At 71.8% G+C, this 21,932-nt stretch carries 22 protein-coding genes and 1 tRNA gene; 13 read left to right on the plus strand and 10 right to left on the minus strand.

Translation table 11 applies throughout. The annotated features are described in order from the left end of the window. The first annotated feature begins 5 nt into the window (after window positions 1–5). Together E2170_RS11040 and E2170_RS11045 are read left to right on the plus strand one after the other, a co-directional pair. Window positions 6–2,393 (plus strand): DUF1631 family protein, encoded by a 2,388-nt coding sequence (locus E2170_RS11040; RefSeq protein ID WP_165942223.1) that lies wholly within the window; start codon window positions 6–8, stop codon window positions 2,391–2,393. Window positions 2,394–2,455: 62 nt separating this feature from the next. Then, window positions 2,456–3,550, plus strand: a complete 1,095-nt coding sequence (locus tag E2170_RS11045; protein WP_133000700.1) for an NAD(P) transhydrogenase subunit alpha — start codon at window positions 2,456–2,458, stop codon at window positions 3,548–3,550. A gap of 72 nt (window positions 3,551–3,622) precedes the next feature. On the opposite strand, the gene E2170_RS11050 is transcribed toward E2170_RS11045, so the two are convergent. Genes E2170_RS11050 through E2170_RS11060 form a run of 3 tightly spaced genes read right to left on the minus strand, consistent with a single transcriptional unit; the run spans window position 3,623 to window position 5,066 of the window. Further along, the gene (locus E2170_RS11050) at window positions 3,623–4,102 is read right to left on the minus strand and encodes a DUF3106 domain-containing protein (protein ID WP_133000701.1); all 480 of its coding nucleotides are present in this window, start codon (window positions 4,100–4,102) and stop codon (window positions 3,623–3,625) included. Window positions 4,103–4,107: 5 nt separating this feature from the next. Then, on the minus strand, window positions 4,108–4,494 hold the full coding sequence (locus tag E2170_RS11055) for a hypothetical protein (protein ID WP_133000702.1): 387 nt from the start codon (window positions 4,492–4,494) through the stop codon (window positions 4,108–4,110). Continuing rightward, the gene (locus tag E2170_RS11060) at window positions 4,491–5,066 is read right to left on the minus strand and encodes an RNA polymerase sigma factor (RefSeq protein ID WP_133001181.1); all 576 of its coding nucleotides are present in this window, start codon (window positions 5,064–5,066) and stop codon (window positions 4,491–4,493) included. The genes E2170_RS11055 and E2170_RS11060 overlap by 4 nt, the downstream gene beginning before the upstream one ends. Before the next feature lie 166 nt (window positions 5,067–5,232). Between E2170_RS11060 and E2170_RS11065 the strand changes: the two genes are divergently transcribed. Then, window positions 5,233–5,550 (plus strand): NAD(P) transhydrogenase subunit alpha part 2, encoded by a 318-nt coding sequence (locus tag E2170_RS11065; RefSeq protein ID WP_133000703.1) that lies wholly within the window; start codon window positions 5,233–5,235, stop codon window positions 5,548–5,550. Then, window positions 5,547–6,944: an NAD(P)(+) transhydrogenase (Re/Si-specific) subunit beta gene (locus E2170_RS11070; protein ID WP_133000704.1), complete on the plus strand. Its 1,398-nt coding sequence runs from the start codon at window positions 5,547–5,549 to the stop codon at window positions 6,942–6,944. Before E2170_RS11065 ends, E2170_RS11070 begins: the two co-directional genes overlap by 4 nt. A 9-nt stretch (window positions 6,945–6,953) precedes the next feature. Here the strand turns inward: E2170_RS11070 and E2170_RS11075 are convergent, their stop codons facing one another. After that, the gene (locus E2170_RS11075) at window positions 6,954–7,367 is read right to left on the minus strand and encodes a hypothetical protein (protein WP_133000705.1); all 414 of its coding nucleotides are present in this window, start codon (window positions 7,365–7,367) and stop codon (window positions 6,954–6,956) included. Window positions 7,368–7,453: 86 nt separating this feature from the next. On the opposite strand from E2170_RS11075, the gene sufT reads away from it, so the two are divergent. The 3 genes from sufT (at window position 7,454) to E2170_RS11090 (ending at window position 11,813) form a co-directional block, all read left to right on the plus strand. After that, complete coding sequence (gene sufT, locus E2170_RS11080) at window positions 7,454–8,005, plus strand: putative Fe-S cluster assembly protein SufT (protein WP_133000706.1); 552 nt, start codon at window positions 7,454–7,456, stop codon at window positions 8,003–8,005. A 275-nt stretch (window positions 8,006–8,280) separates the two neighbouring features. Next, complete coding sequence (locus tag E2170_RS11085) at window positions 8,281–10,341, plus strand: S8 family serine peptidase (protein WP_133000707.1); 2,061 nt, start codon at window positions 8,281–8,283, stop codon at window positions 10,339–10,341. A 134-nt stretch (window positions 10,342–10,475) separates the two neighbouring features. Beyond that, window positions 10,476–11,813 carry a M20/M25/M40 family metallo-hydrolase gene (locus E2170_RS11090; RefSeq protein WP_133000708.1) on the plus strand — a complete coding sequence of 446 codons (1,338 nt, stop codon included), beginning with the start codon at window positions 10,476–10,478 and terminating at the stop codon, window positions 11,811–11,813. A gap of 31 nt (window positions 11,814–11,844) precedes the next feature. Here the strand turns inward: E2170_RS11090 and E2170_RS11095 are convergent, their stop codons facing one another. From E2170_RS11095 to wrbA, 3 genes are read right to left on the minus strand one after another with little or no spacing between them, the layout of a single operon-like run. Continuing rightward, window positions 11,845–12,330: an asparaginase domain-containing protein gene (locus tag E2170_RS11095; RefSeq protein WP_133000709.1), complete on the minus strand. Its 486-nt coding sequence runs from the start codon at window positions 12,328–12,330 to the stop codon at window positions 11,845–11,847. A gap of 60 nt (window positions 12,331–12,390) precedes the next feature. Continuing rightward, on the minus strand, window positions 12,391–12,738 hold the full coding sequence (locus E2170_RS11100; protein WP_133000710.1) for a DUF2069 domain-containing protein: 348 nt from the start codon (window positions 12,736–12,738) through the stop codon (window positions 12,391–12,393). Next, entirely contained in the window at window positions 12,738–13,328 is a 591-nt protein-coding gene (gene wrbA / locus E2170_RS11105) for an NAD(P)H:quinone oxidoreductase (protein WP_133000711.1), read from the minus strand. Before wrbA ends, E2170_RS11100 begins: the two co-directional genes overlap by 1 nt. 89 nt (window positions 13,329–13,417) lie before the next feature. Between wrbA and E2170_RS11110 the strand changes: the two genes are divergently transcribed. Together E2170_RS11110 and E2170_RS11115 are read left to right on the plus strand one after the other, a co-directional pair. Beyond that, window positions 13,418–14,686, plus strand: coding sequence for a YihY family inner membrane protein (locus tag E2170_RS11110; RefSeq protein ID WP_133000712.1), 1,269 nt, complete (start codon window positions 13,418–13,420; stop codon window positions 14,684–14,686). Window positions 14,687–14,691: 5 nt separating this feature from the next. Next, entirely contained in the window at window positions 14,692–15,309 is a 618-nt protein-coding gene (locus E2170_RS11115) for a TlpA family protein disulfide reductase (protein WP_133001182.1), read from the plus strand. Window positions 15,310–15,337: 28 nt separating this feature from the next. Here the strand turns inward: E2170_RS11115 and ppk2 are convergent, their stop codons facing one another. The 3 genes from ppk2 to hemA are packed head-to-tail and all read right to left on the minus strand — an operon-like array spanning window position 15,338 to window position 18,533. Beyond that, complete coding sequence (ppk2, locus tag E2170_RS11120; RefSeq protein WP_133000713.1) at window positions 15,338–16,126, minus strand: polyphosphate kinase 2; 789 nt, start codon at window positions 16,124–16,126, stop codon at window positions 15,338–15,340. A gap of 33 nt (window positions 16,127–16,159) precedes the next feature. Next, complete coding sequence (prfA, locus tag E2170_RS11125) at window positions 16,160–17,248, minus strand: peptide chain release factor 1 (protein WP_133000714.1); 1,089 nt, start codon at window positions 17,246–17,248, stop codon at window positions 16,160–16,162. Beyond that, entirely contained in the window at window positions 17,226–18,533 is a 1,308-nt protein-coding gene (hemA, locus tag E2170_RS11130) for a glutamyl-tRNA reductase (RefSeq protein ID WP_133000715.1), read from the minus strand. The genes prfA and hemA overlap by 23 nt, the downstream gene beginning before the upstream one ends. Window positions 18,534–18,671: 138 nt before the next feature. Here hemA and E2170_RS11135 point away from each other — a divergent pair, with 138 nt between their 5' ends. The 4 genes from E2170_RS11135 to E2170_RS11150 all read left to right on the plus strand — a co-directional run bounded on the left by E2170_RS11135 (window position 18,672) and on the right by E2170_RS11150 (window position 21,897). Next, a complete protein-coding gene (locus tag E2170_RS11135; RefSeq protein WP_243708153.1) occupies window positions 18,672–20,315 on the plus strand; it encodes a tetratricopeptide repeat protein in 1,644 nt (547 codons plus the stop codon). Continuing rightward, the gene (lolB, locus tag E2170_RS11140) at window positions 20,312–20,962 is read left to right on the plus strand and encodes a lipoprotein insertase outer membrane protein LolB (protein ID WP_133000717.1); all 651 of its coding nucleotides are present in this window, start codon (window positions 20,312–20,314) and stop codon (window positions 20,960–20,962) included. The genes E2170_RS11135 and lolB overlap by 4 nt, the downstream gene beginning before the upstream one ends. Window positions 20,963–20,964: 2 nt before the next feature. Further along, on the plus strand, window positions 20,965–21,843 hold the full coding sequence (ispE, locus tag E2170_RS11145) for a 4-(cytidine 5'-diphospho)-2-C-methyl-D-erythritol kinase (protein WP_133001183.1): 879 nt from the start codon (window positions 20,965–20,967) through the stop codon (window positions 21,841–21,843). Continuing rightward, window positions 21,821–21,897: transfer RNA gene (locus E2170_RS11150), tRNA-Gln, on the plus strand. The genes ispE and E2170_RS11150 overlap by 23 nt, the downstream gene beginning before the upstream one ends. Window positions 21,898–21,932 lie beyond the last annotated feature (35 nt).

A 21,932-nucleotide genomic window follows, 5' to 3' on the forward strand; every position in this document is an offset into this window, starting at 1 on the left:
ACCCCGTGCGTCTTTTCGACACGCTCAGGCGCGAGTCGGTGACCGCGCTGGGCGGCGTCCTGTCCGGCTTCTGGGGCACCATCGAGGAGCAGGTCCGGCTGGAGGCGCTGGCCGGCCATGACTACAGCGGCGCCCAGGACGACCGCATGGCGGTGATGGCCCTCGGCCACCGCGCCCTGGACCTGGCCACGCGCTACCGCGAATCGCTGGAGCGCGAGTTCGACGCCTGGCGCAAGCCGGCCGTGGTGCGCACGGGCGACAAGTCCCTGAGCCTGATGTCCGAGGGTGAGCTGGAAATCCACCTTGCGGGCCAGCACACCCAGGAGCTGCTCGACCACCAGTTCCTGCATCCGCTGGAGCAGCTCGAAGAGCGCCTGCAGGCCCTGGCCGGCGCGCTGGGCGTGGAAGGCAAGCGGCCCAACCCGGTGCGTCCGGAGGCGGCGGTCGCGGCTTTCGTCGAGCTGTTCGGCGCCGAGGACCTGACCCGCGGCCTGCGCCCGCTGGTGTTCAACCAGTTCGACAAGCGCCTGCCCGAGGTGCTGGGCGACCTCTACGAAAAGCTCAACGAAATGCTGGAAAGTGCCGGCTTCGGATTCCAGTCCGGTGGCGGCGCTCGTGGCGCGCGGGGACGCGGAGCGGCCGGCGGTGCCTCTGCGGGCACGTCTGCCGGTGGCGGGGTTGGGGGCGATGCCGCTGCGGGCTCCGCCCAGGGCGATGCCGGCTGGGTGCCCGATGGTGGCCTCGTGGAGCATTCCGGTAGCGGGACCGGCATCGCTGGCGGGGCATCGGGTCCCGGAAGCCCCATGGGTCCGACCGCCGGCGGAATGGCTGCCGGCCGCGGTGGCATGGGCGTGCCTGCCGATGGCGGCATCGGCGCTTCGATCGCAGGGAGCGCGCTGCATGCAGCGGCCGCCGAAGGTCGTCCGCCACGCTACCGCGACGTGGTGCGCGAGCAGCTTGCGCACTGGCGCGCGGCCGGCGCGGGCGAAGCGGCCGCGGCGGCTGCGGGCGAGCAGGACGCCGAGGGCTGGGCCGAGGATGCGCGCGTGTTGCGTACCGAAGACCTGCTCAACGTCGCACAGATCCTCCAGGGCGACGATGCCGGCCAATACGCGCGCGCGCTTGCGGCCGCGGATGCCCGCGAACTCAGCCGGGTGATGCGCGAGGCCATCCTCGGCGGCGTGCGCCAGCTCGGCTTCGACGCGGACGCCACCCATTTCAGCGTCGATGAAGAGGATGCGATCGACCTCGTCGGCATGCTTTTCAGCTCGATCAGCGACGCCAACGACCTCGAGGACCGCGCCCGCGACTTCTTCGGCCGCCTGGTGGTGCCCTACCTGAAGGTGGCGCTGACCGACGACTCCATGTTCAACCGCCGCAGCCACCCGGCGCGGCGCCTGCTCGACGTACTGACCGAGGCCTGCGACGGCAACGCCGGGCAGACGCCGCAGGACCGGGAGACCCTGGACAGCGCCGAGCGCGCGGTCGACCGGGTGGTCGAGGAGTACGACGAGGACCAGGCCATCTTCGAGCTCGCCGCCAGCGAACTGCGCGACCAGTTGGAGCAGCAGCGCCGGCGCAGCGACCTGGCCGAGAAGCGTGCCGCGGAGGCGATCCATGGCCGCGAGCGGCTGCAGCAGGCCCGTGCCCATGCGGCGGACCTCGTGGCGTCGCGGCTGTCAGGGCGCCCGCTGACCGCGGCGGTCGCACAGTTCATCGACCAGCACTGGCGGCACCACCTCACCCAGGCCTGGTTGCGCGACGGGGCGGGCAGCAGCCGCCACCATGAGGCGATCGCGCTGGGCGATGCCATGGTCCAGGTCGACGCGGATGCGGCCCAGGGGCGCGGCCGCGTGGTCGCCGAGCAGTTGCTGGCGCTGCAGGTGCCGCTGGGCGAGTGCTATTCCAGCTGCGGCATGGACGCCACCACTGCGCGCGACGCCATGGCCAGGATCATCTCCGCGCTGGGCCTGCCCGATTCGCCGCGCCGGGCCCATCGCGCCGAAGCCGTCGACGACGATCCGCCCGGCGGGGCTGACGATGCGGCGGCACTGTCCGGGCTGCAGCTGGCCGGTGGCACCGACACCCTCGAATTCGACCCCGAGATGGCGGCGCGCATGCGACGCCTGCGCGTGGGCCAGGGCCTGCGCCTGACCGACGAGGACGGCCACGAATCCGCGGCGCGGATCGCATGGATCAGTCCGCTGACCGGCCGCTTCCTGGTGGTCAACCGCCGCGGCGTGCGCAAGATGGTGGTTTCGCCGGAGGAGCTCACCGCCCTGGTGGCCGCGGGCCGCGTGTCCGTGCGCTCCACGGATGCCCCCTTCGACGAGGCCATGCGCCAGGTCTGGCAGCAGCTCAACCCGAAGCAGCGGGCGGCGGGCGGCGACTGACCCGCGTCGCGCGGGGTCGGCGCATTCGCTAGGATGGTCGCAGCGCAAACCGGGGAGCGGGTATGGCAGTGAGCATAGGCGTGGCGCGCGAAACCGCGCCGGGCGAACGACGGGTCGCCCTGACCCCGGAAACCTGCAGGAAGCTGGTGGCCGCAGGCGCGACGGTCGCCGTCGAACGTGGACTCGGCGCGCATGCGCACTTCCCCGACGAGGCCTATGCCGCTGCGGGCGCGAATCTGGTCGACGACGCGGCGTCCGCGCTGGCGGGCGCCGATCTGGTGCTCTGCGTGCAGGCACCGCCGCCGGACGTGCTGGCCACGCTGCGCGAGGGCGCGGCGATCATCGGCCAGCTGCAGCCCGAGGCCGAGCCGGCGCGCGCCGAGGCGATCCGCGGACGTGGCCTGGTCGCCTTCCCGCTTGAACGCCTGCCGCGCACCACGCGCGCCCAGGCCATGGACATCCTCAGCTCACAGGCCGGCATGGCCGGCTACAAGGCGGTGCTGATCGCGGCGCAGCTGGCGCCGCGCTTCTTCCCGATGCTGACCACGGCGGCCGGCACCATCCGCCCGTCGAAGGTGCTGGTGATCGGCGCCGGCGTCGCCGGACTGCAGGCGGTGGCCACTGCGCGCCGGCTGGGCGCTCAGGTGGAGTGCTTTGACGTGCGTCCGGAGACGCGCGAGCAGATCGAATCCCTGGGTGGCCGCTTCCTCGACCTTGGCGTCAGCGCGGCGGGCGAGGGCGGCTATGCGCGCGCGCTCACCGACGAGGAGCGCGCCGAACAGCAGAGGCGCCTGGGCGAGCACCTGCGTGGCATCGACGCCATCGTCTGCACCGCGGCGGTGCCCGGGCGGCCGGCGCCGAAGATCGTCACCGCCGCGATGGTGGCGGGCATGGCGCCCGGCAGCGTGATCGTCGATCTCGCCGCCGAAACCGGCGGCAACTGCGAGCTGACCCGCCCGGGCGAGACCATCGATGCCGATGGCGTCACTGTGGCCGGCCCGCTCAACCTCGCCAGCAGCGGCGCCCTGCATGCCAGCGAGATGTTCGCGCGCAACGTCTTCAACTTCGCCAGCCTGCTGGTGTCCGAAGGCGCGCTCGCCTTCGACTGGGACGACGAGCTGCTGGCGAAGACCGTCTGGCCGCCGCGCGAGGCCTGAGGCCTGCGTCGCACACGCCGGCCGGGCGCTGCCCGGCGCGGGTTGCCGGCCGTCGTTGTGCCGTCGCTTCGCTCAGCGGTCGCGCTGTGGCTCCGACCGGCGCGGCGGCTTCGGCGCGTCGGGCGGCGCGGGGTTGGCCTTGACCCAGGCGCGGCGCTGCTCGGGCGTCATCTTTTCCCATTGCTCGCGCAGCGCCTGGCGCTCGGCTTCGGGCAGGGACTGCATCCGCGCATAGAGCGCGCGCATGGCCTCGCGCTTTTCCGGATCGAGTTGGCGCCAGCGCTCTGCGCCATGGCGGGCGCGTTCGCGCTGCTCCGGACCCATCTCGCGCCAGCGCTCGGCGTGCGCCAGCATGTGCCCGCGCTTGTCCGGGTTGTCGTTCCAGCGCTGGCGGATCGGCGCGATCAGCGCCTCGCGCTGGGCGTCGGTGAGCTGCTCCCAGGCGGGGAGCCGGGCGTCGCCGGCCGCGCTCTGGGCGGCCGCCGGCAGCGCGATGGCGAGGGCCAGCGGCAGCAGGGCGGTGGCGATCATGGGGAATCGGATGGTCGGCATGGTTCTCACTCCATCGCCAGGAACTGGCTGTCCTGGGCGGCGAGCCACAGGTACAGGTCGGGGTCTTCGTCGAGGGCGACGAGGCCGTCCTCGTAGGTGGCCGCCTGCGCAGCCTCGGTGGCCGTGGCCAGCGACGGCAGCGCTTCGCCACCGGCGGGCACGGGCTCCGGCCCCGGCTGGCGCAGACCGATGACGAGCGCGAACATCGCCGCGAAGCCGGCGGCCAGCCACCAGCCGCCGGTGCGGCGGGCCGTCGCGGCCGGTGCCGCGGTCGCGGCGTTGGCGCGCCGCACCTGCAACTCGTACAGGGTCCGCGACGGGACCTGTTCGACCGCCTGCGCATGCAGCGCGCGCATCCTGTGGTCGAAATCGTCGTGGCGGTGCTCGTTCATCGGAAATCCTCCAGTCGCTTCTGCAGCGCGTCGCGCGCGCGCGACAGGTGTGTCTTGACCGAACCCTCGCTGCAGCCCATGACGCGCGCGGTCGTCGCCACGTCCAGCTCTTCCAGGATGCGCAGGCCGAAGGCCTCGCGCTGGCGCCGCGGCAGGTCGCGCAGCGCCGCGACCAGCTCGCCCCAGGCCTCGCGGCCGTCGTGGGCACGCGAGGGGTCGGGCTCGTCGCCGGCCCACTCCACGCCCGCCTCCTGGCGCTCGTCGGCGGAGGTCATCCAGCCCAGGCGCAGGGTCCGCCGGCGCTGCGCGTCGACGATGCGGCTGCGCAGGATCGTCCAGAACAGCGGTGTCCACTCGTCGGCCGGACGCTCGCGGTAGCCGAGCATCTTCACCATCGCGTCCTGCACCACGTCCATCGCGTCCTCGCGGTGGCGCAGGCCGGCCTCGGCGAAGCGGTAGGCGCGCGCGGCGACGCCGTCGAGGAAGCCCTCGAGGGTCCCGGCGCCCGCCGCCGTGGCGGTGGACGCGGCGGCGGACGGGGACATGGCGTCTGCTGGCATGCCGTCCAGCATAGCCATCTCGATGCCGCTGCGATGTGGGTGCAGGCTGCCGTCCATCCACGTGCGTCCCTGGGGTCGGGGAAGACAACGCACGCGGCGGCATCCGGTTGACAGCCGCGGTGGCGATGGTGGCCGGGGCGGTTATGATCGGCCTGGGCAGCCTCCGGGGAGAGCACGCGTGGCCGATGGATTCGTGGCGCTGTACATCTTCATGCTGGCGGCGATCGCCGGCCACGTGATCATCTCGCGGGTGCCGGTGATCCTGCACACGCCGCTGATGTCGGGTTCCAACTTCATCCACGGCATCGTGCTGATCGGTGCGATGGTGGTGCTGGGGCACGCGGACACCACCCTAGAGAAGGCGATCGGCTTCCTGGCGGTGCTGATGGGCGCGGGCAACGCCGCCGGTGGCTACGTGGTCACCGAGCGCATGCTCGAGATGTTCAAGCCCAGCGGCAAGGGCAAAGACAAGGATGACAAGGAGGGCGGCGCATGAGCGGCGCGGAGATCCTCGGGCTGGTGATCAAGTCCAGCTACCTCGTCGCCGCGACCCTGTTCCTGCTTGGCCTGCAGCGCATGGCCTCGCCGCGCACCGCGCGCAGCGGCATCCAGTGGGCCGGCGTGGGCATGGTGCTGGCCACCGTGGTCACCTTCTTCATCCCCGGGCTGCAGAACATCGGCCTGATGCTGGTGGCGATCGCGCTGGGCACGGTGCTGGCCTGGGTCTCGGGCAAGAAGGTCGCGATCACCGACATGCCGCAGATGGTGGCCCTGTACAACGGCCTGGGTGGCGGCTCGGCGGCGGCGATTGGCGGCGTGGAGCTGCTGCGCTGGTCTGCGGCGGGGCAGGCGCCCGGGCAGACGGCGCTGGTGCTGGCGGTGCTGGGTGCGCTGATCGGCTCGGTGGCGCTGTCGGGCTCGATCATCGCCTGGGCCAAGCTCGACGGGCGCATGGACAAGCGCTACGCCTTCCCGGGCATGCAGGTCTTCAACGCCGCGGTGTTCCTGGCCGCGGTCGTGCTTGGCGGCCTGGTGGTGCATTCGCTGGGCGTGCCGGCGGTGGCGGCCTTCTTCCTGGTCGCGCTGGCGCTGGGCGTGCTGATGACCCTGCCCATCGGTGGCGCCGACATGCCGGTGGTGATTTCGCTGTACAACGCCCTGACCGGCCTGGCGGTGGCCTTCGAGGGCTATGTGCTGGGCAACGAGGCCCTGATCATCGCCGGCACCATGGTCGGCGCGGCGGGCATGCTGCTGACCCGGCTGATGGCCAAGGCCATGAACCGCTCGATCAAGAGCGTGTTGTTCTCGAACTTCGGCGGTGGCGGGGAAGCGGCCGAGATCACCGGCAGCCAGAAGCCGATCGAGGCCGCCGACGTCGCCGCGATGATGGCCTACGCCGAGCGCGTGGTGATCGTGCCCGGCTACGGCATGGCCGTGGCCCAGGCCCAGCACAAGATCTGGGAGCTGAGCCAGCGCCTGATCGAGCGCGGGGTGAAGGTGAAGTTCGCCATCCATCCGGTCGCCGGGCGCATGCCGGGCCACATGAACGTGCTGCTGGCCGAGGCCGGCGTGCCCTACGACCTGATCGCGGACATGGACGACATCAACCCGGAGTTCAGGAACACCGACGTCAGCCTGGTCATCGGCGCCAACGACGTGGTCAACCCGGTGGCCAAGACCGACCCGGCCAGCCCGATCTACGGCATGCCGATCCTCGACGTTGTGGAGTCGAAGAACACCATCGTGATCAAGCGCGGCAAGGGCCGCGGCTTCGCCGGCATCGAGAACGCGCTCTTCTACGCCGACAACACGCGGATGCTCTACGGCGACGGCGCGGAGATGGCGAACGCGCTGGTGAGCGAACTCAAGGCACTCGACGGCGGCCATTGAGCCGCCGGCTCAGCGACCCCACACCGCAGCGGCCACCAGCCCTGCCGCCAGCCAGGCCAGGTCCACCGTGTCGTTCGCGAGGCGGACCAGCAGCCAGGCGTACTCGGGCCCGATCCTGGCCATCGACGTCCAGACGGGCAGGCCGAGCATGCGTCCGACCTGCTCGGCGGCGATGCCCCAGTTCGCCAGCACGATCGCCACCGCCGTCGCCGCCAGGGCCAGGCCTGCTCTCGCGGCACCGGGGCGATGACCGCCCATGCGCAGCAGCAGGGCGGCATCCAGCGCTGCGATGACGGCCATCCAGCTGCATTGCTGTCCCGACTTCTGGACCAGCAGCACCCATGCCGCGGCGATGCCGAAGCTGCCGACCAGCGCCAGTGCCGGCGCCGGGGCCCAGGTGCGCCGGGGTGGAGTTGGGGGCATGGAACGCAGCACCGTCCAGGGCGGTACAGGATAGCGTCCCGGCGGACGGTAGAATGGATGTCCTCACGCAAGGTCCCGGACGCCCCATGTATTCCCGCAACAGCGAACCTGTCCGCCTGGAGCGCGACTGCGCCGCGGTCCTCGTGCCGCAGGGCGACGAGGTCACCCTGCCGGCGGGCAGCGTGGGCTACATCACCCAGGCGCTGGGCGGCAGCTTTACGGTGTTCGTGGAGGGCAACCTGTTCCGCATCGCCGGTCCCGACGCCGATGCCATCGGCAAGGAGCCGCCGGCGCCGCTGGAGCTGGAAGAGGGCGCCGACGACGCCGCGGTCGAACGGCTGGTGTGGAGCCAGCTGCGCACCTGTTTCGACCCCGAGATCCCGATCAACATCGTCGACCTGGGCCTGGTCTACGAGGCCAACCTGGTCCGCCGTGATGACGGCCAGCGCCTGGTCGAGGTGCGCATGACCCTGACCGCGCCGGGCTGCGGCATGGGCGAGATCCTGGTGGACGACGTGCGCAGCAAGCTGGAGATGATCCCGACCGTGGCCGAGGCCGACGTCGAGCTGGTCTTCGACCCGCCGTGGACCCGCAACATGATGTCCGAGGCCGCGCGCCTGGAAACCGGAATGTTCTGAGGGGCGGGCGCAAGGCCCGGAATTCCCTTTACGGTGTGTGAATTCACTGAATAGCGATAAGCGTCACGTTTCGTGATGCTGAATACGCACGCTCGCGGCTTGCGCCTGGTTTAGGTGTCGCTTAGCGTCACTTTGCGGACGAAATGTGTCAGTTCGCATCGTGCGCAGGCAGGTGCCATCGTCGGGGAGGGGTTCCCGGAGCGGCGCCTGCCGGCACGAACCGCACGGGCGGCTTTCCGCCCATCCAATCCAACTCCGTTCCGGGAAAACATCAAATGACCGACGCAAAGCTCAGCCGCGCGCGATTGCATGCCCTCGCGCTCGCCACCACCGTGGCCCTGTCGGCCCTGGCCGCTCCGGCCTTCGCTGCCGGCGAAGGTGCAGAACGCATCAACCTCAGCGGCCTCCAGGGTTCAGAGCAGTACGACCGTTTCATCGTGAAGTACGTTGATGGCAGCCCCGAGCAGGCCAGCGCCAAGGACCGCGATGCGGCCCTGCAGAAGGCGGCGGGCGTGATGCCGGCTTCGATGCGCGCGGCACCGCTGTCGCTGCGCCACCAGCGCCGGATGGCGGTGGGCGCCGAAGTGGTGACCACCAATCGCAAGCTCGACCGGGTCGAGGCCGAGAGCCTGATGCGCCAGCTCGCGGCCAACCCGAACGTCGAGTACGTCGAGGTTGACCAGCTGCTGCAACACCAGTTGACGCCGAACGATCCGCGCTACAACCAGCAGTGGGGCTACTTCAACGCCACCGGCGGCATCCGTGCCGACCAGGCCTGGGACGTGAGCACAGGTTCGGGCGTGGTGGTGGCGGTACTCGACACCGGCAGCACCAGCCACAGCGACCTCAACGGCAACACCATCGCCGGCTACGACATGATCAGCGATGCGACCGTGGGCGGCGACGGCAACGGGCGTGATTCCAATCCCGCCGATCCGGGCGACTACTATGGCGGCCAGTCCTCGAGCTGGCACGGCACCCATGTCGCCGGCACGGTGGCGGCACTGACCAACAACAACAACGGCGTGGCGGGTACCGCGTTCAACGCGAAGATCTCGCACGTGCGCGTGCTGGGTCGCGGCGGCGGCTACACCTCCGACATCGCCGACGGCATCATCTGGGCCTCGGGCGGTTCGGTGTCGGGCGTGCCCGCCAACCAGAACCCGGCGGAGGTGATCAACCTCAGCCTGGGCGGTTCGGGCTCCTGCGGCAGCGCGACCCAGAACGCGATCAACGGCGCGGTGTCGCGCGGCACCACGGTGGTGGTGGCTGCGGGCAACAGCAACGCGAACGTGTCGGGCTTCACGCCGGCGAACTGCAACAACGTGATCGCGGTGGCGGCGACCGACCAGAACGGTTCGCGGGCGAGCTTCTCGAACTACGGCAGCGGCATCGACATCTCGGCGCCGGGCGTGGGGATCATGTCGACGCTCAACAGCGGCAGCACGAGCCCGGGTTCGGAAAGCTACGCCTCGTACAATGGCACCTCGATGGCGGCGCCGCACGTGGCCGGCGTGGTCGCGCTGATGCAGTCGGCGGCCAGCAGCCCGCTGACCCCGGCGCAGATCGAGTCGATCATCAAGAGCACGGCGCGGCCGCTGCCGGGTTCGTGTTCCGGCGGTTGCGGCGCGGGCATCATCAACGCCAAGGCCGCGGTGGATGCGGTCAGCGGCGGTGGTGGCCCGGGTCCCGGCCCCAATCCGGGGGAACTGCAGAACGGTACGCCGGTGACCGGCGTGTCCGGTGCGTCCGGCAGCACCCAGTACTGGACGATTACGGTCCCCGCGGGTGCCACCAACCTCAACATCGCCACCAGCGGCGGCAGCGGCGACGCCGACCTCTACGTCCGTCGCGGCTCGCAGCCGACCACGTCGAGCTACGACTGCCGTCCGTACCGCAGCGGCAACAACGAGAGCTGCAGCTTCGCCAGCCCGCAGGCGGGTACCTACCACGTCATGGTGCGTGGCTACTCGGCATTCTCAGGGCTGACGCTGACCGCCAGCTACAACGCCGGCGGCGGTGGCGGCGGCAACCAGCTGACCAACGGCGTGCCGGTCACCGGCCTGTCGGGTTCGGCGGGCAACGAGCGCCGCTACACCATCCAGGTCCCGGCGGGCCGCAGCCAGCTGCGGCTGCAGCTCTCCGGCGGCACGGGTGATGCCGACCTGTACGTGCGCCAGGGTTCGGCGCCGACCACGTCGAGCTACAACTGCCGGCCGTACCTGACCGGCAACAACGAGACCTGCACCTTCAACAGCCCGGCTGCGGGCACCTGGCACATCATGGTGCGCGGCTACAGCGCGTACTCGGGCGTGTCCCTGCTCGGCACCTACTGATCGCCGAGGCTCCATGGGCGGCGGGCGGGGCAACCCGCCCGCCGCCTTCGTTTCTTGGGGGGCTGGCCCCCGGGCACCGGCCCCAGCTGTCGTGCAATGATCGCGACTGCGATCCATCAGGTGAGGAAGAGGGGATGAACATGCGAATCCTGGCCGGGCCGCTGGCTGCGGCCTGCCTGCTGCTGGCCTCCGGGGCGGTGTCCGCGCACGATCACGGCGCGATGGCCTTCGATCCGATGGCGCCGGTGTACGTGGTCGCCGAACGCGGCACCTTCCAGGCCGCGCTGCGCGACTTCAGCGGACAGGTCTCGCCGCGTCGCGACGCGCTGGGCCGGCAACTGGTGCTGGCCGGCATGCGCGAACACCAGCTCGAAGACCTCAGTCGCCACGTGCACGAGGTCGAGCGCCGCTGCGGCGGCTACTTCGCCTTCGCCACCCGCGCCGAAGCCGAGGCCTTCGTGGCCTCCGACGCGTCGCTTCGCGGCTTCCGCGCGGCGCTGCCGGCCTACGCCATCGAGCACCAGGGCATGGTCAATGGCTGGCTGCCGCAGGTTTCCGAGCCTGCGATCCGGGCCACCATCCAGCACCTGTCCACGGCGTGGCCCAACCGCTACTACGCCAGCAGCCACGGGCACGCGGCGCCGCTGTGGATTCGCGACCAGTGGCTGTCGCTGGCCGCCGGGCGCAGCGACGTCAGCGCCGAGCTCTTCACCGCCTGCAACAACTGCGGTGGCCAGCCCTCCGTGATCCTCACCATCCAGGGCACCGACCTTGCCGACGAGATCGTGGTGCTGGGCGGGCACCTGGACTCGATCTCGAACTCGGGATCGGGTGACCACATGAACGCCCCGGGCGCGGATGATGACGCCTCGGGCATCGCCACCCTGACCGAAGTCCTGCGCATCGCCATGGTCGAGGGCTACCGGCCGCGGCGCACGGTGATGTTCATGGCCTATTCGGCCGAGGAGGTCGGCCTGCGCGGCTCGCGCGCCATCGCCCAGCGGTTCGCGGCCGAGGGCCGCAACGTGGTCGGTGTGCTGCAGATGGACATGACCAACTACAGGTCACCGGGCTCGACCAGCGACATCCGGGTGATGACCGACAACTCGAACCCGCAGCTGGTGCAGTTCCTGAAGGACCTGTTCGACGCCTACCTCGCGCCGCTGGGCTACACGCGCAGCGACTCGAGCTGTGGTTACGCCTGCTCCGACCACGCTTCGTGGACGCAGGCGGGCTTCCCGGCGGCGATGTATGACGAAGGTCCGTTCTTCCCGCTGCTGCACACCACCAACGACACCCTGGACAGGCTCGGCGGCAATGCGCAGCACGCGACCATCATCGCCCGCCTTGGCCTGGCCTTCATGGGCGAACTGGGCAGGGAGGCCAAGGCGCGCCTGCAGCCACCGCCGCCGATCACGCCGCCATCCGGCGATTCACGCCTGAGGCGCCCGACCTTGCCGCCCCGACCGTAGCGGGCCTTTCCCCGCACTGCGGGGAAAGGGTTCACGCGGGTTCGAAACGGTTCGCTGCGACGTTCTTGCGGACCTTGAGCGGATCCCAGATACGGCCGTTCATGGCGATGTAGACGCCCGCGGCCAGCGATTGCACCGCGCCCACCGCGGTGCCGATGTTGAACTCCGCGTCCGAGCCGCGGAATCGCGCCGGATTGAGCGCGCCGGTGAGCACGATGGTGCGGTCGTCCAGCGGTGCCAGCGCCTTCGCGGTCTCGACCATGGTGTCGGTGCCGTGGGTGATCAGCACATGGCGCGCCGGCTGGGCTGCGATGGTGGCGCGCAGCAGCTCGCGGTCGGCGTCGTCGATGTGCAGGGAATCCTTGCGGATGATCGGGATCACCCGGAAGCGGAAGGCGACCCCAAGCTCCTCCAGGATGCGCCCGATCTGCGGCTCGCCCACCTGGAAGTCCGACTTGTCGTCGAAATAGACCTTGTCGATCGTGCCGCCGGTGGTGACGATCAGCAGTTCATCCATCGCATGTTTCCTCGGGTGCGGACAGCCTGGCCGGCTCGCCGCGCGGGCCGGGTGCGCATTCTAGTCCCTGGCGCCGCGGCTGCCGAAGCGCGCGCTCAGTCCGGGCCAGTTGGCCGCCGCGATGATGCCCAGCGCCAGCGCCACTTCGCCCAGGGCGTAGCCGCGGCCCTCGCTGCGCTCCCAGGCCAGCATCACGCCATGGCAGAACCAGCCCAGGGCCAGCACCCCGGCCCAGAAAGCGGCCGTGCGCCGCCGCGCCAGCACGCCGATGGCGAGCAGCAGCGGTGGGAGCGCGAACAGCGCCAGCGCCTGCAGGTAGCGCGCATCGCCCGCGAACCAGGCCGCGAACAGCGCCGCCAGCGCCAGCAGCAGGGCGGCGAGCAGGCGCCGCGATGCCGGCAGCGGCATCAGCCCAGCCTCGCCGCGAGCGTGGCGACGCGCCGGCCCAGCGCACGGGCGAGCTTCGCCTCTTCGTCGCTGGGCGTGGGGTCGTTGTCGCCGCCGGCGACGTGGCTGGCGCCGTACGGGGTGCCGCCGGTGCGCGTCGCCGACAGCCCCGGCTCGGTGAACGGGATGCCGGCAATGACGCAGCCGTGGTGCAGCAGCGGCAGCATCATCGTCAGGAGCGTCGATTCCTGGCCGCCGTGCATCGTGGCCGTAGAGGTGAACACCGCCGCCGGCTTGCCGACCAGGGTGCCGCTGGCCCATTCGCTGCCGAGGCCGTCGATGAAGTGCTTCACCGGCGCGGCCATGTTGCCGAAGCGGGTCGGGCTGCCCAGCAGCAGACCAGCGCATTCGGCGAGGTCGCGGGATTCGACGTAGGGCGCGCCGTCGTCGGGCACCGGCGGCTGCGCGGCGACGGTCACCGGCGCCACCGGCGGCACCGTGCGCAGGCGCGCGGACATGCCCTCGACCTCGCCGATGCCGCGCGCCACCTGGCGTGCAAGGGCCGCGACCGAGCCGCCGCGGCTGTAGTACAGGACCAGGATCTCGGCCATGGAATCTCCTCCGGGGCCGGGAAGCATAGCCGCAGCCGCGCCCGGCGCGCTGCGCCGCGGCCGCGCCGCGATCGGTTAACCTCGCCACGATGGAGCCACTGGACTCGCTCAACCGCTGGGCCGATCGCATGCGCGACCGCGCGCGCGCCATGAGTTTCGGGCGCTTCCTGTGGCGGCGCTTCCTCGATGACCGCCTGTTCGAGGCCGCCGGCGCGCTGTCGTTCACCACCACCTTCGCCCTGGTGCCGCTGTCGATGGTGGTCTTCGGCGTGCTCTCGGCCTTCCCGGTGTTCGAGGAGTGGCGCGATCTGCTGAGCGAGTTCCTGTTCGCCAATTTCGTGCCCAGCTCGGCCCAGGGCGTGCGCGACTGGCTGCTGTCGTTCTCGGAGAACACCGGCAAGCTCACCGCGGTCGGCGTGATCGCGCTGGTGGTCTCGGTGCTGGTGACCCTGTTCGGGATCGAGTCGGCCTTCAACCGGATCTGGCGCGTGCACACCGCGCGCCCGCAGCTGTCGCGGTTCCTGGTGTACTGGACGGTGCTGACGCTGGGCGCGCTGGTCGCCGCGGCGAGCCTGTCGGTGGTGGGCCGGCTGTTCGAGCTCGAGGTGTTCCGCACCGATGCCGGGCAGTGGCTGCAGTCGGCGATGCTCGATGCCACGCCGGTGGTGGTCGAGCTGCTGGCCTTCGCCCTGATCTACCGCGTGGTGCCGCATCGCACGGTGCAGTGGCGGCACGCCTTCGCGGGTTCGGTGGTGGCGGTGGTCCTGCTGGAGATCGGCCGCCGCCTGATCTCGATCTACCTCGGCAGCTTCAACGCCTACCAGAACATCTACGGCGCGGTGGCCTTCGTGCCGATCTTCCTGCTGTGGCTGTACTTCGGCTGGGTGAGCATCCTGCTGGGCGCTTCCTTCGCGGCCTCGGTCTCGGCCTTCCGCTACCAGCCCGCGCACATGCGCCTGCCGCAGGGCTACGAGATCTACGCGATGCTGCGCCTGCTGGCGCGCTTCCGCGAGGCGCGGCGCGAGGGCAGGGGCCTGCACAGCGACGACATCCTCGCCTGCGAGCCGGTGCTCACCGACACCCTGGTGCAGGACACCTTGGCGCAGCTGGAATCGATCAGCGTGGTACGGCGCGCCGAGACCGGTGAATGGCTGCTCGCCCGCGACCTCGACGAGCTCAGCCTGGCCGAGCTGTACGAGGCCGGCCAGTTGCGCATCCCGATCGCCGAGGCGCATCTGCCGGGTGCCGAAGACGCCCACGGGGCCGCGGTGATCGCCACCATCGACGAACTGCGCCTGCCGCTGCGCGACCTGCTGCGTCGCCGCGTCGGCGACTGCCTTGACCAGACCCGGGAATGAACGCCATGCCGATGCGCCACGTACTTGCCGCCTGCCTTGCCGCGATGCTGCTCGCGGCCTGCCAGCGTGAAGGCGCGCCGGCGCCGGACCAGGACGCGGCCGGCCCCGCCAACCCCGCCGCCGCGGATGACGGCGCGACCGCGGCCGGCGACCGCGTGACCCCGGATCGCGCCGCCCCGGATCGTGAATTCCCGGCCCTGGTCGTGACCACGCTCGACGGCGAGCGCTATGACCTCGCCGAGCGCCGTGGCCGCTGGGTGGTGGTGAACTTCTGGGCGACCTGGTGCGCGCCCTGTCTGAAGGAGATGCCGGAGCTGTCCGCGTTGGATGCGATGCGCGAACACGTGGAGGTGATCGGCCTGGCCTACGAGGACACCGATGCCGACACCCTGCGCGCCTTCCTGGCCGAGCGCCCGGTGGTGTACCCGGTGGCCATCGTCGATGTGTACCAGCCGCCGGAATACTTCCCGACCCCGCGCGGGCTGCCGCTGACGGTGCTGGTGGCGCCTGACGGCCGTGCGGTGAAGACCTTCCTCGGCCCGGTCACGGCGCTTGAACTGGAACAGGCGATCGAAGCCGCCGGTGGCCCTGCGCCGGGGCAGGCTGCCGCTCAGGAAGGTTGAGCGTGCGACCGCTGCACCGGGTGGCGGCTCAGTCGCCGTCCTCGATGGTGTAGCGCGGGATCGGCTTGAGCACGCCGTAGCGCTCCTTCGACGGCTTGCCGGGCAGCGGCGCGAAGTCGGGCCTGCTCTCCGGCACGGCCACGTCGGGCAGGCGGTCGAGCAGGTCGCGGATCAGGGCCAGCCGCCCCGATTTCTGGTGGTTGAAGTCGACCAGCGTCCACGGCGCGTGCCTGGTGTGCGTGGCCTTGAGCATGGCTTCGCGGGCACGGGTGTAGTCGTCGTAGCGCAGGCGTGCCTCGACGTCGATCGGCGACAGCTTCCAGGCCTTGAGCGGATCCTCGAGCCGCTCGGCGAAGCGTTCTTCCTGCTGTTCCTGGTCGCAGCACAGCCAGTACTTGAACAGGCGGATGCCGTCGTCGACCAGCAGCTTCTCGAACGCCGGCACCTGCTCCAGGAAGGCCTTGACCTGGGCGTCGGTGGCGAAGCCCATCACCTTCTCCACGCCGGCGCGGTTGTACCAGCTGCGGTCGAACAGGACGATCTCGCCGGCCGTGGGCAGGTGGCGGACGTAACGCTGGAAATACCACTGGCCCTGCTCGCGTTCGCTCGGCTTGGGCAGCGCGACCACGCGGAACTGGCGGGTGTCCAGGTGCTCGGTGATGGCCTTGGCGGTGCCGCCCTTGCCGGCGGTGTCGCGGCCCTCGAGGATGATCGCGATGCGTTCGCCGCGGTGCCGCGCCCAGCGCGCCATCGCCACCAGTTCGTGCTGCAGCTGCCCGATCTCGCGCGCGTAGGCCTTGCCCTTGATCACCGCCATTGCCGTCTCCTTTCCCGGCTCATGCCGGGTGGTTCACGCCGCCTGCCCCGACAGCCGTGCCAGTTCGTCGGCCTGGTGTTCGCGCGTCAGGCGCTCCACCAGGGCGTCGAGCGCGCCGTCCATGACGTTGGGCAGGTCGTACAGGGTCAGGCCCTCGACGCGGTGGTCGGTGATCCGGCCCTGGGGGTAGTTGTAGGTGCGGATGCGCTGGCTGCGGTCGCCGCTGCCGACCTGGAGCTTGCGGCTGGCGGCGGTGGCCGCGGCGCGGCGCTCGGCCTCGGCTTCGGCCAGGGTGGCGCGCAGGCGCTTCATCGCCTTGTCGCGGTTGGCGTGCTGCGAGCGCTCGGTCTGCGACTCCACCACCACGCCGGACGGGATGTGGGTGATGCGGATCGCGGAGTCGGTCTTGTTGACGTGCTGGCCGCCGGCGCCCGAGGAGCGGAAGGTGTCGACGCGCAGGTCGGCGGGGTTGATCTCCACCGGCTCGCCTTCTTCTTCGACCGCGATGATCGCCACCGTCGCCGCCGAGGTGTGGATGCGGCCCTGCGATTCGGTCTCGGGCACGCGCTGCACGCGGTGGGTGCCGGATTCGAACTTCAGCCGCGCGTAGACGCCGCTGCCCTCGATCCGGGCCACGGCCTCGCGGAAGCCGCCGTGTTCGCCCTGGCTGGCCGATTCGATCTCGATCCGCCAGCCCTGGCGCTCGGCGTAGCGGGTGTACATGCGCAGCAGATCGCCGGCGAAGATCGCGGCCTCGTCGCCGCCGGTGCCGGCGCGGACTTCCAGGTAGATGCCGCCGTCGTCGCGCGCGTCACGCGGCACGAGCAGGGCCATCAGGGTGTCGTCGAGTTGGGCCAGGCGCGCGGTGGCGGCCTCTACCTCGTCCTCGGCCAGTTCGCGCAGCTCGGGGTCGGCGCGCATGGCCTCGGCGGCTTCGAGGTCGGCGCGCGCGCGGGCTTCGTCGGCCAGCGCGGAGGCCAGCGGTTCCAGGCCGGCGAACTCGCGCGACAGGGCGCGGAACTTCGCCTGGTCGGCGGCCACGGACGGCTCGGCGAGCAGGCGCTCGAGCTCGTCGCGGCGTTCGGCCAGCGCCTCGAGCTTACGGCGCAGCGTCGGCAGCATCGCGGTCGGCGGTGTCGTCGGGGGGCGGCGGGTCGAGCGGCAGCATGCGCGCGACCGCGTCGAGCAGGGCGGCGTCGCCGCTGGCCGCGGCTTCGCGCAGGGCCGCGGTCGGCGGGTGCAGCAGGCGGTTGGTGAGGGTGTGGGCCAGGTACTCCAGCGCGGCCTCGGGCGACTGCCCGGCGGCGAGCTGCTGGCGGGCGCGCTCCAGCACTTCGGCGCGAACCGCGTCGCCATGGGCGCGCAGGCGTTTGATCGGGCCGCTGCGCGCGCCGGTGGCCTGCAGGCGCGCGTAGTGCGCCACCTGCAGGTCGATGATGGATTCCGCGGCGTCGGCGGCCTCGCGGCGGTTGCGGCGGTTGTCCTCGACCGCGCGCTCGAGGTCGTCGACGGTGTACAGGTAGGCGTCACGCAGGCTGCCGACTTCGGGCTCGATGTCGCGCGGCACGGCCAGGTCGAGCAGCAGCATGGGGCGGTGGCGGCGCGCGGCCAGCGCGGCCTCGACCCCGGCGCGGCGGATCACCGGCGTGCGGCTGGCAGTGGCCGACAGCACGATGTCGGCCAGGTGCAGGTGGTGGTGCAGCTCTTCCAGTGGCAGCGCGGTGCCGCCGTGGCGGTGCGCGAGCTCCTCGGCGTGGCGGTAGGTGCGGTTGGCGACTATCAGCCGCTTCACCTTGGCCGCGGCAAGGTGGCGCGCGGCCAGCTCGATGGTCTCGCCGGCACCGACCAGCAGCGCGACCGAGTCCTCCGGCCGCGCGAAGCTGTCCTGCGCCAGGCGCACCGCCATCGAGGCCATCGACACCGGGCTGGTACCGATGCGGGTTTCGGTGCGCGCGCGCTTGGCGGTGACGAAGGCGTGCTGGAACAGGCGGTCGAGGTGGCTGCCGAGCGTGCCCGCGCCGCGCGCAGCCGCCCAGGCCTGCTTCACCTGGCCGAGGATCTGCGGCTCGCCCAGCACCATCGAGTCCAGGCCGGTGGCGACCCGGAACAGGTGGCGTGCGGCCTCGTCGTCGGCATGGCGGTACAGATAGGCCTGCAGCGAGCCGGCGTCGCCGGCCGGGTCCTCGGGATGGGTGGCCAGCCAGTTCACCAGGGCGCGGCCGTGGTCGTCGGCCACGGCATACAGTTCGGTGCGGTTGCAGGTCGACAGCAGCGCCACCTCGTGCACGCCGGGCAGGGCGCGCAGGGCGGCCAGCGCGTCCTGCAGCCGGTCGTCGGCAAAGGCCACCCGTTCGCGCAGGTCGACGGGCGCGGTCTGGTGGTTGAGGCCGATGGCGACGAGGCTCATGGGTTCAGGTGCTTGCGATAAAGTGCTGGCATGACACGGCGACATTTTACGGTGCCTGCGCACCGCGCGTCCCGGAGCGCCCGCCGGGGCCCTTCCGCCCCCGTTTCCAGCTCCCTGCTGCTGGCCGCCGCCCTGTGCGTGGCCTTCTTCGCCGTGGGGCCGGCCGCCGCGCGCGAGTCCGCCGCTCCCGGGCAGCCGCTGCGCGAAGTGATGGCGGCCGAGTTCGCGGTTTCGGCCGGACGCCTGGACGAGGCCGTGGACTGGTACCTGAAGGCCGCCCGCGCCGCGCCCGACGACGAGGCCCTGGCCGCCCGCGCCACCCGCTACGCCCTGATGGGGCGCGACGACCGGGCACTGAAGGAAGCCTTGGCGCTGTGGAGCCGGCGCGCCCCGGAATCGGTCGCGATGCAGGGGGCGAAGGCCACCCTGGCCCTGCGCACCGGCCAGGTCCGGGCGGCCCGGCGGGAGCTGGAGTCGATGCTGCGCGAGGGCGGCGCCCGCGGCTGGCTGGCGGCGTTCAGCGTGATCGGCACCGGCAGCCGCGACCCGGCCCTGTCGGCGCGGGTGCTCGGCCAGCTGTTCGACCGGGGCGCGCTGCCGACCGGATCCATGGCCCTGGCCGCGGCCGGCCAGCTGGCCCTGGGTCTGGGCGACGACGTCCTGTTCGGCCGCATCGACGAGGTCGCGCGCGAACTCCACCCCGGCGATCCGGCGATGGGCCTGCTGCGCGTGAGCCACCTGCACCGCGCCGGTCGCACCGCCGAGGCGCGCGAGGTGCTCGACGGCCTTGCCACCAGCGCGTCGATGGCGGCGGCCCCGCGCATCCGCGAGCGACTGGCACTGGCCTATGCCGAACTGGGTGACCCGGTCGCCGGGGCGGCCCTGCTCGAAGCCGCGCCCGCGGCCGGCGACGACCTGGCGGTGGTGGCGCTGCGCGCCTCGCTGCTGGCCGAAGCCAAGGACACCGAGTCGCTGACCGCCCTGTACGAAGGCCTCTCCGAGGGCGCGGAAGTGCCCAATCCCGCGCGCCGGTTGCTGCTGGGCCAGGTGGCCGAGTTCCTGGAGCGGCCCGGCGAGGCCCTGGAGTGGTACCGCAGCGTGCCCGGCGGCGAGCAGCGTTCCACCGCGCGGCTGCGCGCGCCGAAGGTCCTGCACGACCTCGGTCGCCGCGACGAAGCCTGGGACGAGCTGCGCGCGCTGCAGCAGGACGCGACCGTCGACGAGCGCCTGCGCCGCGATGCCTACCTGATGGAGTCGGAGCTGCGCCGCGCCGACAACGACGATGCCGGCGAACTCGACGCCCTGGCCCGTGGCCTGGCCGCCTTTTCCGACGAGTCCGCGCTGCTGTACTCGCGCGCCCTGATGTGGGAGCGCCGCGACGACATCCCGCGCGCGGAGGCCGACCTGCGCCGCATCCTCGTCGCCGAACCCGACAGCACCGCGGCGCTCAACGCGCTTGGCTACACCCTGGCCGACCGCACCGACCGCTACGAGGAAGCGCTGGAGCTGATCGAGCGCGCGCGCATGGCCGAGCCCACGAACGCGGCGATCATCGACAGCTACGGCTGGGTCCTGCATCGACTGGGCCGCCACGAGGAGGCCCTGGTCGAGCTGCGCCGCGCCTTCGTGCTGGAAAAGGACGCCGAGATCGCCTCCCACGTCGGCACCGTGCTCTGGGAGCTGGGCCGGCGCGACGAGGCCATGGAGTGGTTCGAGCAGGCGCGCGGCATCGACCCCGAGAACCGCGCGCTGCGCCGGGCCATGGAGGACATCGGCGCATGACGGCAAAACGCATCCTGTTCGCGCTGGCCTGCGCCGGCGCGCTCGCGGCCTGCGCGACGCGGCCGCCGGCACCGGCGGTGGTGCCCGCCCTCGACCCCGTGGCGCAGGCGCAGGCCGAGGGCCTGCAGGCCGCGCGCGCCCAGGCCCTGGCCGCCTTACCGGCCTGGAGCCTGTCCGGGCGCGCCTCGATCACCCGCGCCGGCAAGGGCGGCAGCGGCCGCATCGAATGGCGCCAGGACGGCGAGGCCTTCGAGGTCGGGCTGGCCGCGCCGGTGACCCGACAGAGCTGGCGGCTGGCGGTCGATGCCGGCGGCGCGCGCCTGGACGGCCTGGAAGGCGGCACCCGCCGCGGCCCCGACGGCCAGATCCTGCTGTTCGAGGCCACCGGGCTCGAAGTGCCGGTGGATGCGCTGGGCGCCTGGCTGCGTGGCCTGCCCGCCGACGAGGCCGTGCACGGACCCGCGCGCCTGGACTTCGGCGCCGACCTGCTGCCGGCACGGCTGGAGCAGGCCGGCTGGAGTATCGATTTCCGCAGCTGGCGGCCGGCGGGCGTGGCCGGTCCGGCGCTGCCCCTGCGCATCGACGCTCGCCGCGGCGACGCCGGCGTGCGCCTGGTGGTGGACGACTGGGGCGGGACCGGGACGTGAGCGTGGCCGAATGGTCGGCCTGGCCGGCGCCGGCCAAGCTCAACCTGTTCCTGCACATCACCGGGCGCCGCGACGACGGCTACCACGAGCTGCAGACGGTGTTCCGGATCCTCGACTGGGGCGACACCGTGCACCTGCGGCCCCGCGACGATGGCCGGATCGTCCGTCACGGCGACGACCTGGCGGCGGTTCCGGAGGCGGCCGATCTCAGCCTTCGTGCGGCGAAATTGCTGCAATCGGAGTTCAACGTCGCCCAGGGTGCAGACATCCGCGTCGAAAAGCGCACCCCGGCGGGGGGTGGCTTCGGCGGTGGATCCTCCGATGCGGCCACCGTGCTGCGCGCGCTGGATGCGGTCTGGGGCCTGGACGCGGGCGTCGACGCGCTGGCCGCGCTGGGTGCCCGGCTCGGGGCCGACGTCCCGGTGTTCGTGCGCGGCGAGAACGCCTGGGCCGAGGGCGTGGGCGAGCGGCTGGTTCCGCTGGCGTTGCCGCTGGCCTGGTACCTGCTGGTCGATCCCGGTGTCCACGTGCCCACCGCGGCGCTGTTCCAAGCCCCTGAATTGACGAGGGATGCCGCGCCCGCGACAATATCCGACTTCGCTTCGGGTGCTCCGCTCGGCAACGTGTTCGAGCCGGTGCTGCGTTGCCTGGAACCGGCCGTCGAGGCCGCCTTCCAGCGGCTTTCGCGCGTCGGCAGGCCACGACTGACCGGGACGGGCAGCGGCTGCTTCGTCGAATTCGCCACGCGCGATGCCGCCGGAGCCGCGCTCGCCGGGCTGCCGCCGGGGCTTCGCGCCTGGGTGGCGGCCGGCGCGGCGCGCTCGCCGCTGCTCGATGCACTTGCGGCCTGGCCACCGCAGGGGCGTCGCCAAGAGGCCTAAGGCACCGGGTTTTGATCCCGGCATTCGCAGGTTCGAATCCTGCCGCCCCTGCCAATTCAATCGTCGTCGCACAGCGTCAGAGCGGAGTA

Origin of the sequence: Luteimonas arsenica (assembly GCF_004352825.1) — a bacterium.
Taxonomy (GTDB): Bacteria; Pseudomonadota; Gammaproteobacteria; order Xanthomonadales; family Xanthomonadaceae; genus Luteimonas; species Luteimonas arsenica.